The sequence below is a fragment of the Lutispora sp. genome (assembly GCF_041687175.1).
In the GTDB taxonomy this organism is placed as follows: domain Bacteria; phylum Bacillota; class Clostridia; order Lutisporales; family Lutisporaceae; genus Lutispora.
Map to the genome: position 1 here is coordinate 12061 of NZ_JAWLCK010000029.1, position 15015 is coordinate 27075.

The 15015-nt window shown below is 37.0% G+C and carries 12 protein-coding genes and 1 other RNA gene; all 13 read left to right on the plus strand.

Annotation, left to right across the window (positions count from 1 at the left end; translation table 11 throughout):
• The first annotated feature begins 1 nt into the window (after position 1).
• On the plus strand, positions 2-1012 hold the full coding sequence (gene gap / locus ACESM9_RS06520; RefSeq protein ID WP_372996493.1) for a type I glyceraldehyde-3-phosphate dehydrogenase: 1011 nt from the start codon (positions 2-4) through the stop codon (positions 1010-1012).
• A 46-nt stretch (positions 1013-1058) separates the two neighbouring features.
• Positions 1059-2246: a phosphoglycerate kinase gene (locus ACESM9_RS06525; RefSeq protein ID WP_372996495.1), complete on the plus strand. Its 1188-nt coding sequence runs from the start codon at positions 1059-1061 to the stop codon at positions 2244-2246.
• Between the two features lie 76 nt (positions 2247-2322).
• The gene (gene tpiA / locus ACESM9_RS06530) at positions 2323-3069 is read left to right on the plus strand and encodes a triose-phosphate isomerase (RefSeq protein ID WP_372996497.1); all 747 of its coding nucleotides are present in this window, start codon (positions 2323-2325) and stop codon (positions 3067-3069) included.
• Positions 3070-3089: 20 nt separating this feature from the next.
• On the plus strand, positions 3090-4376 hold the full coding sequence (gene eno, locus ACESM9_RS06535) for a phosphopyruvate hydratase (protein ID WP_372996499.1): 1287 nt from the start codon (positions 3090-3092) through the stop codon (positions 4374-4376).
• Positions 4377-4493: 117 nt separating this feature from the next.
• On the plus strand, positions 4494-4724 hold the full coding sequence (gene secG / locus ACESM9_RS06540) for a preprotein translocase subunit SecG (protein ID WP_372996501.1): 231 nt from the start codon (positions 4494-4496) through the stop codon (positions 4722-4724).
• A gap of 124 nt (positions 4725-4848) precedes the next feature.
• Entirely contained in the window at positions 4849-6810 is a 1962-nt protein-coding gene (locus ACESM9_RS06545) for a sodium-translocating pyrophosphatase (protein WP_372996503.1), read from the plus strand.
• 57 nt (positions 6811-6867) lie between these two features.
• Complete coding sequence (locus ACESM9_RS06550; protein ID WP_372996505.1) at positions 6868-7143, plus strand: DUF1294 domain-containing protein; 276 nt, start codon at positions 6868-6870, stop codon at positions 7141-7143.
• Between the two features lie 184 nt (positions 7144-7327).
• Positions 7328-8833: a methyl-accepting chemotaxis protein gene (locus ACESM9_RS06555; protein WP_372996507.1), complete on the plus strand. Its 1506-nt coding sequence runs from the start codon at positions 7328-7330 to the stop codon at positions 8831-8833.
• A gap of 127 nt (positions 8834-8960) precedes the next feature.
• Complete coding sequence (gene rnr / locus ACESM9_RS06560) at positions 8961-11072, plus strand: ribonuclease R (RefSeq protein ID WP_372996509.1); 2112 nt, start codon at positions 8961-8963, stop codon at positions 11070-11072.
• A 108-nt stretch (positions 11073-11180) separates the two neighbouring features.
• On the plus strand, positions 11181-11645 hold the full coding sequence (gene smpB, locus ACESM9_RS06565; protein WP_372996511.1) for an SsrA-binding protein SmpB: 465 nt from the start codon (positions 11181-11183) through the stop codon (positions 11643-11645).
• A 9-nt stretch (positions 11646-11654) separates the two neighbouring features.
• Positions 11655-12006, plus strand: a transfer-messenger RNA (tmRNA) gene (gene ssrA / locus ACESM9_RS06570).
• 630 nt (positions 12007-12636) lie between these two features.
• Positions 12637-13266: a hypothetical protein gene (locus tag ACESM9_RS06575; protein WP_372996513.1), complete on the plus strand. Its 630-nt coding sequence runs from the start codon at positions 12637-12639 to the stop codon at positions 13264-13266.
• Between the two features lie 608 nt (positions 13267-13874).
• Positions 13875-15015, plus strand: a 1141-nt coding sequence (locus ACESM9_RS06580; RefSeq protein ID WP_372996515.1) for a C69 family dipeptidase, incomplete at its 3' end; no start/stop codon positions are given.

The following is a 15015-nucleotide window of genomic DNA, read 5'->3' on the forward strand; positions in this document are numbered from 1 at the left end:
AATGGCTATTAGAGTAGGAATAAACGGTTTTGGAAGAATTGGAAGACCATTTTTCAAAATTGCTCAGGAGAAATTTGGTGAAGATATTGAAATTGCATTAATAAACGATCTAAGCGCTCCTGAGACTCTTGCCCACTTATTAAAATATGACAGTACATATGGAATATACGATAAAGCAGTTGATGCATGTGATGATTGTATCATTGTTAACAATAAGAAAATAAGAGTCAGTGCTGAATCAAATCCTGAAAATATAAAATGGGATGATTATGGTGTAGATATAGTAGTAGAATCTACAGGCAAGTTTGTCAAAAAAGAGGATGTTCAAGCTCACATTCGCAGTGGTGCAAAAAAAGTTGTCATATCATCACCGGCAAAAGATGAAGATATCACCATTGTAATAGGAGTTAATGAAAATAAGTATATACCAGAAATACACAATATTATTTCCAATGCTTCCTGCACTACCAACTGCCTCGCCCCGATCATAAAGGTTATTAATGAGGCTTATGATATAAAGAAGGGTTTTATGACTACTGTACACTCCTATACCAATGACCAGAGAATATTGGATTTACCACATAAAGATTTGAGAAGATCCAGAGCAGCAGCTTTATCAATAATACCTACTACTACAGGAGCTGCAAAGGCAGTATCTCTTGTGCTGCCAGAAATGAAAGGCAAACTTACTGGATTGGCTATGAGAGTTCCTACGCCAACAGTATCTGTTGTGGACTTTGTAGCTGTGGTTGAAAGCAAAACAAATGCTGAGGAATTGAACAGAGTTCTTAAAGATGCATCTGAAAGTAGCATGAAAGGCATTATAGAGTATTGTGAAAAACCTCTTGTATCAATTGATTTTAAAGGTAATTCTCATTCAGCAATAATCGACTCGCTGTCTACTATGGTTCTTGATGATGATATGATCAAGGTTGTAGCCTGGTATGACAATGAATGGGGATATTCTAACAGATTGGCGGATTTGGTTAAATATATAGCCGAAAGGCTATAATAATTACTGTTTTAATATTAATGTTATATGTAATGGAGGTTTAGGAATGATAAATAAAAGAACAGTTGAAGACTTGGAAGTAAAAGGCAAGAAAGTGCTGGTCAGAGTTGACTTCAATGTGCCTATGGACAAGGAGGGAAATATAACTGACGACAGAAGAATAAGAGAGGCACTTCCTACTATTACCTATTTAAAGGGTGAGGGAGCTAAAGTTATACTCATGTCCCACTTAGGAAGGCCTAAGGGAAAGATTAATCCTCAGTTTTCATTGAAGCCTGTTGCAGAAAGGCTGTCAGAATTGTTGAATCAACAAGTGATTATGTGTGAAGATATTATTGGAGAAGATGCTTATAACAAATCACACTCTTTAAATGATGGAGATGTTATGCTTCTTGAGAATGTCAGATTCCATGCTGAAGAGGAGAAGAATGACGCTGAGTTTGCAAAGAAGCTTTCAGCCTTGGGTGAGCTTTATGTTAATGATGCTTTTGGTACAGCTCACAGAGCTCATGCTTCTACAGCGGGAGTGGCAGATTATTTGCCTTCAGCCGTTGGATTCCTCATAAAAAAGGAACTGGATGTTATGGGTAAGGCTTTATCGAATCCAGAGAGACCTTTTGTAGCCATTTTGGGCGGTGCTAAGGTATCTGACAAAATAGGTGTTATTGAAAACCTCATTGATAAAGTAGATACTCTTCTAGTAGGAGGAGGCATGGCTTTCACATTCTTTAAGGCATTAGGCAGAGAAATAGGAACATCTATTCTGGAAGAGGATAAGGTTGAGCTAGCTGGAGAACTGCTGAAAAAGGCAGATGCAAAAGGAGTAAAGCTTATGCTTCCTGTAGATATTGTAGCAGCTAAGGAGTTTAAAGCCGATGCAGAGCATATGACTGTTGAATCTACAAAAATCTCTGAGGGTTATATGGGATTGGATATTGGTGAAAAGACCCAGAAAATATATGGTGAAATAGTTGAGAATGCAAAAACAGTTGTATGGAATGGTCCTATGGGCGTATTTGAGATGCCAGCCTTTTCAAAGGGTACATATGCTATAGCAGAAGCTATGTCAAAAGTTAATGGCACAACAATTATCGGTGGAGGAGACTCGGCTGCTGCAGTGGAACAGCTTGGTTTTGCAGATAAGATGACTCATATATCCACTGGAGGAGGAGCTTCCCTCGAATTCCTGGAAGGAAAGATTTTGCCCGGCATAGCTGTAATAAATGATAAATAGAATAATATAGTTGACAGCCATTATCCATAATCAGATAATAGATTATGGATAATGGTTTATATAAGGAGTGAAAAAATTGAGAAAACCAATAATAGCAGGCAACTGGAAGATGCACAATACTATTGGAGAAGCTAGAGAACTTATTGAAGCTTTGCTGCCTCTGATAGAGAAAAGAGAAAGGGAAGTTATTGTGTGTCCCAGCTTTGTCTGTCTATCGGAAGCATCTAAGCTTTTGAAAGGTTCAGATGTGACTTTGGGTGCCCAGAATATGCACTATGAGGACAAAGGTGCCTATACAGGCGAAGTATCACCCTTGTTTCTTAAAGAGATAGGCGTATCCTATGTCATTCTGGGACATTCTGAAAGGAGACATATATTTGGAGAAAAGGATGATTTGATTAACAATAAGGTAAAATCTGCTCTAAAACATGGATTAAACCCAATACTATGTGTTGGTGAAACCTTGAAAGAAAGAGAAAAGGATAATACATTTGAAATCATCCAAACTCAAATTTATGGAGGATTAGCAGGTTTAGAAAATGAAAATCTGGCAAAACTTGTAATAGCTTATGAACCTGTCTGGGCTATAGGAACAGGAAAAACCGCTACAAAAGAAGATGCAAACGAAGTTATAGCTTACATAAGGAGGCTTCTATCAGAGAAATTCGGTGATGAAATAGGTTACAATACCAGAATACTATATGGTGGCAGTGTAAAACCAAGCAATATAAAAGAACTAATGGAAATGAAAGAAATAGATGGGGCTTTGGTAGGTGGAGCAAGCCTGAAAGCCGAAGATTTTTCAAAGATAGCAAATTACTAAAATAGGAAGGTGTATATATAATGTCAGCGATTATTGATGTATATGCAAGAGAAATATTGGATTCAAGAGGCAACCCGACAGTTGAAGTTGAGGTAGAATTAGAGAGCGGAGCCTTTGGTAGAGCTGCTGTACCATCAGGAGCTTCAACAGGAGCATTTGAAGCAGTTGAATTGAGAGACGGAGATAAGGACAGATACTTGGGAAAAGGTGTTTTAAAGGCTGTTGAGAATGTAAATGATATCATTGCTCCAGAAATAATCGGTATGGAGGCTATGAACCAGGTTGAGATTGACGAATTATTGATAGAACTTGATGGAACTCCCAACAAGGGCAAACTAGGTGCCAATGCTATGCTCGGAGTTTCTCTGGCTGTTGCCTATGCTGCAGCAGAAGAGGCACAGATGCCCTTATATCAATACATAGGTGGAGTAAATGCCAAGACTCTTCCTGTGCCCATGATGAACATATTAAATGGTGGCAAGCATGCAGATAACAATGTGGATATACAGGAATTCATGGTAATGCCTGTAGGAGCCAAAAGCTTCAGGGAAGCTCTCAGAATGTGTGCAGAGGTATTCCACAATCTTAAGGCAGTATTGAAAGAAAAAGGTTATAACACTGCTGTTGGTGATGAAGGTGGTTTTGCTCCTAATCTAACGTCCAATGAAGAAGCACTACAGGTCATAGTTGAAGCCATAAATAAGGCTGGTTACAGTCCAGGAGAAGATATGTATATTGCCCTGGATGCAGCTGCAACAGAGATGTACAAGGAAGATAACCAATATCATCTTGAGGGAGAAGGCGTAGTAAAGAGCGCCGAAGAAATGGTAGCATATTACGAAGATTTGGTTAACAGATATCCAATAATTTCAATAGAAGACGGACTTGCAGAAGAAGATTGGGATGGATGGAAGCTAATGACTGAAAGACTTGGTAGCAAAATTCAAATTGTTGGTGACGATTTGTTTGTGACAAATACTGAAAGGCTTTCAAAGGGTATAGAAAGAGGAGTAGCCAATTCAATTCTCATTAAGCTGAATCAGATTGGCACTTTGACAGAAACTTTGGATGCCATACAGATGGCAAACAGAGCTGGATATTCTGCAGTAGTATCCCATAGATCCGGGGAGACGGAAGATGTGACTATAGCAGATTTGGTTGTAGCAGTGAATGCAGGACAGATAAAGACAGGAGCTCCATCAAGGACAGATAGGGTTGCAAAATACAATCAACTGTTAAGAATAGAAGAGGGACTTGGAACTATGGCCAAATTTGCAGGGAAAAATGCATTTTTCAATCTTAAATGAATAATTTGTCCAAAAATTATTAATAATAGGGGGTAAGAATTATCCCCCTGTTATTGTAATTTAAAAGCCTTTGTGCTAAAATTACTTTGTTAAACCCTTATGATGGGAGGTGCAACAATGAGAACATTCTTAGTAATAATCCAGTTTTTAGTTTGTATTTCACTAATAATCAGTGTATTGCTCCAGCCAGGTAAGAGTGCTGGGTTATCAGGATCAATAGCTGGTGGTGCAGAGCAGCTTTTCGGAAAACAAAGAAGCAAGGGCTATGAAGCTTTGTTTGCTAAAGTGACTACTGTTTCTGCTATATTATTTATGGTTTTATCTGTAGTTCTAGTTGCTGTAAGATAATAAGCACAACAGTATATACTAATAATTTGCCTGGCTCATAGTCAGGTCAATTTATGTATAGAATTTTATCCCAAAACAGAAGAAAAGGTCAACACAGACAGATAAGAGGAGGTTAAGTAAAAAAATGGATTTAATGTTATTGGCTCCAATAGCAGGAGTATTAGCATTAGTCTTTGCTGGGATCTTAGCTTCAGGCATATTGAAAAAAGATCCAGGCAACGACAAGATGAGAGAGATCATGGGTTATATCCATGAGGGTGCTATGGCATTTCTCTATAGAGAATATAAAGTTCTCGCAATCTTCATAGTGGTAATGGTAGTTGTAATAGGTATATTTCTAAAAAGCTGGGTTACAGCAATTTGCTTCGTAATAGGTGCACTTTTTTCAATTCTTGCAGGTTATTTCGGGATGCATGTTGCAACTCAGGCCAATGCCAGAACAGCTAATGCTGCACAACATGGACAGAATGAAGCCCTTGGAATCGCTTTTAAGGGCGGTGCCGTAATGGGTATGTGTGTTGTTGGACTTGGATTATTAGGCGTTGGAACTTTGTACATGATATTTAGAGATGCGAACATAGTTACAGGCTTCGGTCTTGGAGCAAGCTCCATCGCATTGTTTGCTCGTGTTGGTGGCGGTATATATACTAAGGCTGCCGATGTGGGAGCAGATTTGGTTGGTAAGGTTGAAGCTGGAATACCGGAAGACGACCCAAGAAATCCTGCTGTTATAGCAGACAATGTTGGCGACAATGTTGGTGATGTGGCAGGTATGGGTGCTGACTTGTTTGAATCCTATGTTGGATCAATCATATCAGCTATAACATTGGGATCTGCTATTAGTGCAAGCAGTGAAGGCGTTTTATTCCCATTAATACTTGCAGCAATTGGTATAGTAGTATCCATCATAGGAACCATGTTTGTAAGAACAGGAGAGAATGCAAATCCACAAAGTGCTCTAATGAACGGTACTTACGCAAGCTCAATTTTGGTTATAATTGCTTCATTCTTCCTAAGCAGATATCTGTTTGGAGATTTAGGAGCATTTATAGCTGTAACAGCCGGTGTTGTTGCAGGATCAATAATAGGATTCATAACAGAGGTTTATACATCCGGAGATTACAAATATGTTAAGAGAATAGCTACCCAGTCTGAGACAGGACCAGCAACTACAATAATAAGTGGTCTGGCTGTTGGAATGATGTCAACTGTTGCACCTATAGTATTCATATCTGCAGCAGTAGTTGTTGCTTATATGTTCGGAGGTTTATATGGTATAGCTCTTGCAGCAGTAGGAATGCTTTCTACTACAGGTATGACAGTTGCAGTTGATGCATACGGTCCTATATCTGATAATGCTGGCGGTATAGCAGAAATGGCTGAGTTGCCAAAGTCTGTAAGACAGATTACTGATAAGCTTGACTCTGTTGGAAACACAACAGCTGCAATAGGTAAGGGTTTTGCAATAGGTTCTGCTGCTTTGACAGCTCTTGCATTGTTCGTATCCTATTCACAAGCTGTTCAGTTAGACAAGATAGATTTACTAGACCCATATGTAATAGTTGGCTTATTCATAGGTGGTATGCTTCCATTCCTATTCGGAGCATTGACTATGGAAGCAGTTGGTAAAGCTGCATTCTCCATGATCGAGGAAGTAAGAAGACAGTTCAGAACAATACCTGGCATAATGGAAGGTACAGGAAAGCCTGAATATGCAAAATGCGTTGATATTTCAACTGCAGCTGCTATAAAAGAAATGATGGTACCAGGTCTATTGGCAGTTGTAGTACCTATAGCAACAGGCGTTATCCTTGGTAAAGGTGCTTTGGGAGGACTTCTTGCTGGTTCTTTGGTAACTGGTGTATTGATGGCTATCATGATGTCAAACTCCGGTGGTGCTTGGGACAATGCTAAGAAGTATATTGAATCCGGCGAGCACGGCGGCAAAGGTAGCGAAGCTCACAAGGCAGCAGTTGTTGGAGATACTGTAGGAGATCCATTTAAGGATACTTCTGGACCATCAATGAACATCTTGATTAAGCTTATGACAATTGTTGCTTTGGTATTTGCACCTTTATTCTTATAATGATAAAGTTAAGGAGATGCTCAGTGGCATCTCCTTTTAAAATATACGGGGTGAAATATGATTATTAAAGTTATTTTTATATACTTCATAATAATTAATCTTGCAGGCTATATTATCATGGCCGTTGACAAGAGAAAATCAGTTCGAAATAAGTGGCGCATACAGGAAAAAACTCTATTTGCAATTTCATTGTTTGGAGGAGCTTTGGGCATGCTGTTGGGAATGAGAAGCTTCCACCATAAAACTAAAAAAACTATGTTTAAAGTAGGAATACCTCTGCTGGCAATTCTTAATATTGCTGTTTATATATATCTTTTGTACAAGCTATATTAAATAATGAACCTGTTATATTCCATCAATTAATAAAAACTTCCATAAGACGAAAGAACTAGAAAATATAATCAGTTAAGCCTCTAGGAAAGAGGCATTTTTTGTATAAAATATATAAAGGTATTATAAAAAAATTGTAGAATATTACATATAATTTTGTATATTCATGTCATATGGAGGTGTTTTTTTGAACCTATATATAACCATAATAGCAATTGAAGCATTTATAATACTTATCTTAATTGCTTATAACTTAAAATCGAAAAACGGAACATCTCAGGAATTTTCCAATGCTTTGCAGGAAATACTTGATGGGAATTATTCACACAAAATAGGCATAAAAGGAAAGATACAAGCGCTATATCATGACATTACAACTATGCTTCTTGATTGGATAAGCAATATACTTAAAGCATTGTTATACATAGAAAATAATATAGCAAGAATATCTGAGTCCTGCAGCAGGTCAGAAAAAAGGATGAAAGACATAAAGGGAAGAATTACCGAACTGAACGAAAAAGCCAGAAGAGTACATGAAAAGCTGCTGGAGTCTGCAGGTGCATCTCAGCAGATTTCTGCCAGCGAAGCAGATATGGCTTCAGCATCCGAGAGCACCCTGATGGAAATGAAAAACATGGAGAAGTCAGTATATGAAGGCAAGGCTAACACTGAGAAAGCTCTAGAGATACTGGAAGTAATGAGCAGTACCATGATAAATCTTATCGAAGAAGTAGAAGACTTAGTAAAGGTTACTGATAAAGCTCAGGAAATGGCTCATTTTGTTGAAGATCTATCTGACAATATAAATCTTTTATCCCTGAATGCATCCATTGAAGCAGCAAGAGCAGGGGAGCAAGGAAGAGGCTTTGCAGTTGTAGCCAATGAAGTTAGAAGACTTGCTGAAGAAAGCTCTAACTCTGCTAAAAATATTCATGACCAGATGAACGAAATAAAGAGCAAAGCAAATATAGCTATGAACAGCATAGAGAAACTAACTCAAATGAGCTCACAAAGCAATGACTCAGCCAAGTATATTAAGAACTACATGAATGAAATAGATGAGTTTATTACATATATCATGTCTGTCTTTAAGGAATTCGGAGCTAAGATAAATGAGCAAGCTGCTGCAACTCAGCAAATAGCTTCCGCCAACGAAAGTCTATCTGAATTCTTCGGCGACTTTATTGAATCATCAAGCTCAATAGAAAATGACATCAATGAGCAAAACGAACTTGAACATAACAATATGAGCATTTGCAATGATCTCAAGAATGTATCAGACAAATCCAAAGTATTTATGGATAAATTTGAGAAAATACTTAGCAATAGACTGTTGGAATGCTGCTATAAACTTAGGGATGAATTAAATGCTGATAATCTAAGTGATAAATTCCTCACTGAATTTGTTGAAAAGACAGGTATAACGACAATGTCCATAGCAGATGAAGATGGAACTATAATATATTGCAATCAGGAAGACAATATCGGTTTCAGATTTCCTGACGATGTTACAACACAGGCAGGTGAATTTAGGAAAATTCTCATGGATCCATCTTTAGAAATAGTTCAAAACTTCAAGATTAGAAATATAGATAATAAGTACTTTAAGTATGTAGGTATTGCAAGAAAAGATAAAAAAGGAATAATACAAGCTGGACTAAGTGTGGATGATATAATAAAATTGAATAAATAAGCAATTAATGCAATATACACCATGTATATTGCATTTTTGATGCAAAAAAATCAGAGATATGTTTTATGCACATGATTTGTGGGAATATTATTCTTTAAAAGCAACTAAAGATTCTAGGAGGGTAAAAATGAAGTTCTTTGATAGAATATTGGAATACATGAGAGAAGAAGCATATAATCCAATGCTTTTTCAAGAATTAGCAGAAGCTTTAAATATTGATGAAGAAGAGATGGCAGAACTGGAAGAAGTTTTAAATTATATGGAAGCTGAAGGCTACATTATAAAGACAAGAAAGAAAAGATACGGCTTGCCTGAGAGAATGAATCTGGTGGTGGGCAGACTCCAGGGAAGTAAGAAAGGCTTTGGATTCTTGATACCTGACAATCCTGACATTAGAGATCTCTATATACCGGTGGAAAACCTAAATGGAGCCATGAATAATGACAGGGTTGTTGCAAGAATCACAAAAGGTAGCTTGGGAACCATAAAAAGCGAAGGTGAAATAATACGAATTCTTAAAAGAGCTAATGAACAGGTAGTAGGTACATTTGAAACCAATAAAAAATTCGGCTTTGTAGTGCCTGATGATGTAAGGATATATCAGGATATTTTCGTATCACAGGAAGACTTCGGAGGGGCTAAGGATGGACACAAGGTTGTTGTCCAAATAACCCGTTGGCCTGAAGGCAGAAGAAATCCAGAAGGCAAAATAATTGAAATACTGGGACATAAAGATGATGTTGGCACAGACATACTTTCCATCATTAGAGGACACAATCTGCCTGAAGAGTTTCCTGCAGAAGTGGAATCGCAAGCCAATAAGATTCCTGAGGAAGTTAAGTCGGAAGCTATAGGAAACAGGAGAGACTTGAGGGATAGAGTAATAGTAACCATTGACGGAGAAGATGCAAAGGATTTAGACGATGCTGTATCTCTTGAGATTCTGCCTAACGGCAACTACTACTTAGGAGTACATATTGCAGATGTAAGCCAATATGTGTTTGAAAACAGCGCCTTAGATAAAGAGGCATTAAAGAGGGGTACTAGTGTGTATCTAGTAGACAGGGTAATTCCTATGCTGCCTAGGAGGCTTTCAAATGGTATCTGTAGTCTAAATCCAAAGGTTGACAGACTGACATTGAGCTGTGACATGGAAATAAACAGCAAAGGAAATGTGGTCAGTTATGATATATATGAAAGTGTAATTAAGACAACAGAAAGAATGACATACAAAAATGTTAACAAGATTCTTGAAGATGATGAGGAAGTAAAAGAAAGATACAAGGATCTGGTTGAGCTTTTTAAAAACATGGAAAAGCTCATGAATATACTTCGCAAGAAGAGAAAACTTAGAGGCAGTATAGACTTTGATTTCCAAGAGGCAAAAATAATACTGGATGAGAAAGGAAAACCCATAGACATAAGACCCTATGATAGGGGAGTTGCGGAGAGGATCATAGAAGAATTTATGATAGTATGCAATGAAACCATTGCAGAGCACATGTACTGGAAGGAGCTGCCTTTTGTGTACAGAGTCCATGAAGATCCGGATCCAGAAAAGATAATATCCCTCAATCAATTAGTGCATAACTTTGGATATAGCATTAAAGGTGCCGATGAAATACATCCAAAGGCATTACAGCAGCTTTTGGAAAAAATAACAGGAAAGAGAGAAGAAAGACTGATAAGCACTCTCATGCTGAGATCCTTGAGAAAGGCCAGATATGACGGTGCAAGCCTTGGCCACTTTGGACTTGCATCAAAATACTACTGCCACTTCACTTCTCCCATAAGGAGATATCCTGATTTGATGATTCATAGAATAATAAAGGAGGATATTCATGGAAAGCTAACACCCAATAGGATTAAAGCCTTGAAAGAGATAATACCAGGCATTGCTGAACAATCTTCTATCAGAGAAAGGACAGCAGATGAAGCGGAAAGAGAAGTTGAAGATTTGAAAAAGGCTGAATATATGCTGGACAGAATCGATGAAGAGTTTGAAGGCATCATATCCGGCGTAACATCCTTTGGTATGTTTGTGGAACTGGAAAACACAATAGAAGGAATGGTACATGTGAGCAACATGGAGGACGACTTTTACACCCTTGATGAAGTCAACCATGTGATGATAGGCGAAAGAAAGCGAAGGATATATAGAATAGGCGATACTGTAAGAATAAGAGTCCTTTCTGTAGACATGGCTAACCGCAGCATAGATTTTGTACTTGTAGAATGATAAAATATTACATTGTCATTACAACTCATTTATGCTAAACTAAGTAAGTTGACAATTAATACTTTGGTCTATATAATAGATTTACAGTTTGATTCGGGTGGTAATGATATGGGCAAAGACAATATTAAAATATTGGCACAAAACAAGAAAGCCAGACATGACTACTTTATAGAAGAAACCTATGAAGCAGGTATAGAACTTTTCGGTACCGAAGTCAAATCCATACGACTTGGCAAGGTTAATCTGAAGGATAGCTATGCAGCTATTCATAAAGGTGAGGTTTTTGTCTATAACATGCATGTGAGCCCATATGAAAAAGGAAACATCTTTAACAAAGACCCGATGAGAACAAGAAGACTATTGCTCAATCGATACGAAATAAACAAGCTGATTGGATATATACAGCAAAAAGGTTACACCCTTGTACCTCTGAGCATTTACCTTAAAGGCAGTCTTGTAAAGCTTGAGCTGGCAGTAGCAAAAGGTAAACAGCTTCATGATAAACGCCAGGCCATAGCAGAAAGGGATGCCAAAAGGGAAATGGAAAGAAATTTCAGAGAGAAGAATTATTGATTATTAATTGGGGGCGTAATGGTTTCGACGGGGGTATCGAGGGCTGAAATAGCGAGCCGTGGACTCCGGAACCACGTTAAAAGCTGGAAACTTAAATATAAACGCAGAAGATAATTTTGCATTAGCTGCCTAATTAAGGCGGCTCGTTCAACCCGAGTTTCCCGCAGCTTGGGATTGGGCGTCATTTAGCGGGGTACGTCACTGCCAAAGCTTTGAGGCAGCTGTCGCATTATGAAGCTACTGAAGCTGTAAGCCTGTCAGCGGGCGTGCAGCGGAGGGAATGTTAAAGCACTGACTGCGCTCGGAGAAGTTTCAGTTTGAGGACTTTCGGACAGGGGTTCGATTCCCCTCGCCTCCACCATACATAGTGAATTTACAGACTAGAATTAGGATTCTTAGTCTGTCTTTGTTCTATAGTCTATAGGAAAGTATAATTCTACCTTATCTTTAACTTGACCTAATGGATTTCTAAAACAATTCTTAATCAAGAGAAGCGTAAGCGCTCTCTGAATTATAGAATTGTTAATCGGGTTCGTATTGAATCTTGACTCCTTTGGAGTTTAGATTCAGTAGAACGGGGACAAAAGGCTTCCTTATTATTAAAATGATTAAATAGAAGCCTTTCTTATATAGATATAAATCTTTTATAGAATTCTTCTTTTGCTTTTAGCAACTTTTCTGAATACTTGTGATTACTTGGAGTAAGTTTCTTATACTCATTTAGAATAAGTTGTGCACGAAACTTTTTTTCTTTATTATCAGATATGGTTTTTCAACCGCTATTATATATCGTGCTAACCAACAAGGTGAATATGTTAATTAAATATTATATGTATTTATGAGAATTTTATATACACACGAAGAGATTACAACATGTTCATTAAATATTACTAGTGATATTGGTAAGTATTAAAACTATTATAGATATTAGCAAAAGGCATGTATAAATAATGGCCCCCATTAATATAAATTAATGGGGGTGAAGATTATAATGGAATATTCATGTCATAATTGTAAAAATAATACTTTCGAAATATTAAAAGATGAAGAACATAGTAAGTTTTATGGATATGATATATGGAAACTAAAATGCATTAATTGTGGTGAGGAAATTGAAAACGATAAATACATTTACCTATTGAATACTTTTTTCAAAACACAAAAAGAAATAGGTAATATAGTAAAGGAGTTTGGAGAAAACGCTGAAATACTAAGAGAAGGTGTGGAAAAGCTAATAGGAATAAAGAAAAGTACCGGGGAGCTAGAACAAATTCTGAGAAAGCTTAACTTTATTTATTTTGAAGAGAGTGCAGAGATAACAAATAGTCCAAATACTATAGCATTGTTAATAAAATCAAATCTGCCAAATGGTGTACATGGAGCAATTCAAAATACCAAAGGAAAAGATAAGAATACTGGAGACATAGTGGAAATAAATTTAACAGACGATAAATTAAATAATATGGGAAGTATTAAAATAGTAAGAGAATCAAATAACATTATGAATATTAATGTAAGAAAATCAGGTAAAAAAAGAGCTGAATCAATGAAAATAGACATGCCATTCAGAATCATACATGTATTACTAAGAATAAATGAAATATTTAACTACACTGATTAAGAGTATTATGCTAGACACTTCTTGGTTATCTTTTATTCCTTTTTTACTTCAAATGCAGTAGAAGGAAATACACGAGCAAATATTAAGAATTTTTCAGAATCAATAATATTCGTTCCACAATGTATTAATTCAGATAAGATTAAATGAGTGGAGGTGAGGGGGTTGGAAATAAAAATAATATAAGCAATTTAAGTACAGCAATAAGCAAAATTAAAAGTAATTTTCAAGAGGTGAATGATAAATACCCTCATATAAACTTTGTCTATTTGACCTACAGGGAAACAACAAATCCCATAAATTCAAAATCAATAAATTAATTTGCTGAAACCCAAAGATACTTATCGCCTTACAAAGCTTTTTGCATAAAAGACGACCGCAGAGGGCAGCCACTTATAGGACAATGGGATGACTTTATTAATGAAATATTAAAATAATTAATGAAAGAAATGTAAAGCACTGCAGTTTATTTGTACTTGCAGTGATTTTTATATTATGGAGTAATATTTATGGTATAATTAGTAAATAAGTATCTAATTTGGTGAGGTATTAATAATCGCCAGATGTTCAGTACAGCTATTAAAGAAAGCAGATAAATGGAGGGATATCTTATGTGTGATACGCTGGTTGCTTTATCAGATGTGACGAAAGATAATTCGGTGATATTCGGAAAGAACAGCGACAGGGAGCCTAATGAACCTCAAGTTATGATTAGAATACCTCCTAGAAAGCGGGATAGAAACGAAAAAATCAAGTGTACATATATAGAAGTTGATGGAGAAGAATTTACTAATGATGTAATATTAATAAAGCCTCATTGGATATGGGGTGCTGAAATGGGTATAAACAGCAAAGGATTAGTCATAGGCAACGAGGCAGTATTCACAAAGGAAAAGTTGAAACCAAAAGCGCTTCTAGGGATGGATATGCTGCGATTGGCTCTTGAATACTGCGATACTGCTGCCAAGGCTGTAGAATACATAATTTATCTGCTTGAACAGTACGGACAAGGTGGGAAGGCGGGATATACTCAAAATCTCCGCTATCATAATTCTTTCATTATAGCGGATTTTAAAAGCGCTTATGTATTGGAAACAGCAGGCCAGAATTGGGTTGTAAAACAGATAGACGATATATATACAATTTCAAACTCCCTTACTCTTAATAAGGATTTTGATGAATACAGCAGCGGGTTGATAGATAATGCCATAAACAGAGGATGGTGCAAGTCGAAAGATGATTTTAACTTCAAGGCTTGTTATGAGGATAAGCTATATTCCTTTGCCACAAAAGGAGATCATAGGCAGAAGTATACTACGGATTGCTTGAGAAATAATTCCGGAAACATTGATGTGAGCTGTGTGATGAGTATCCTGAGAAGTCATTGCGGCGATGATAAAGTCAGGAATTATAGATCCGGGAGTATGAAAACCATATGCATGCACGGAGGAGGCATTATTTCCAGCCAAACCACCGGAAGTATGGTAGCCCAGCTGAAGGATGGAAACATAACATTATGGTGTACAGGTACTTCTCTTCCGTGCCTTTCTTTGTATAAGCCCTACTGGTTTATTGAAAACGCTGATATATTTTTTACGGAAGAAAAGCAATCAGAAGCCGTAGAATATTGGAAGCAAACTGAGCTGTTGCATAGAAAAGTGCTGAATGGAGAAATATCTGATCTTTCATCCTTTATAGCCAAAAGGGATGATATAGAAGGACAGCTGCTGAAGCTGGCTGACCAAGCCAAGT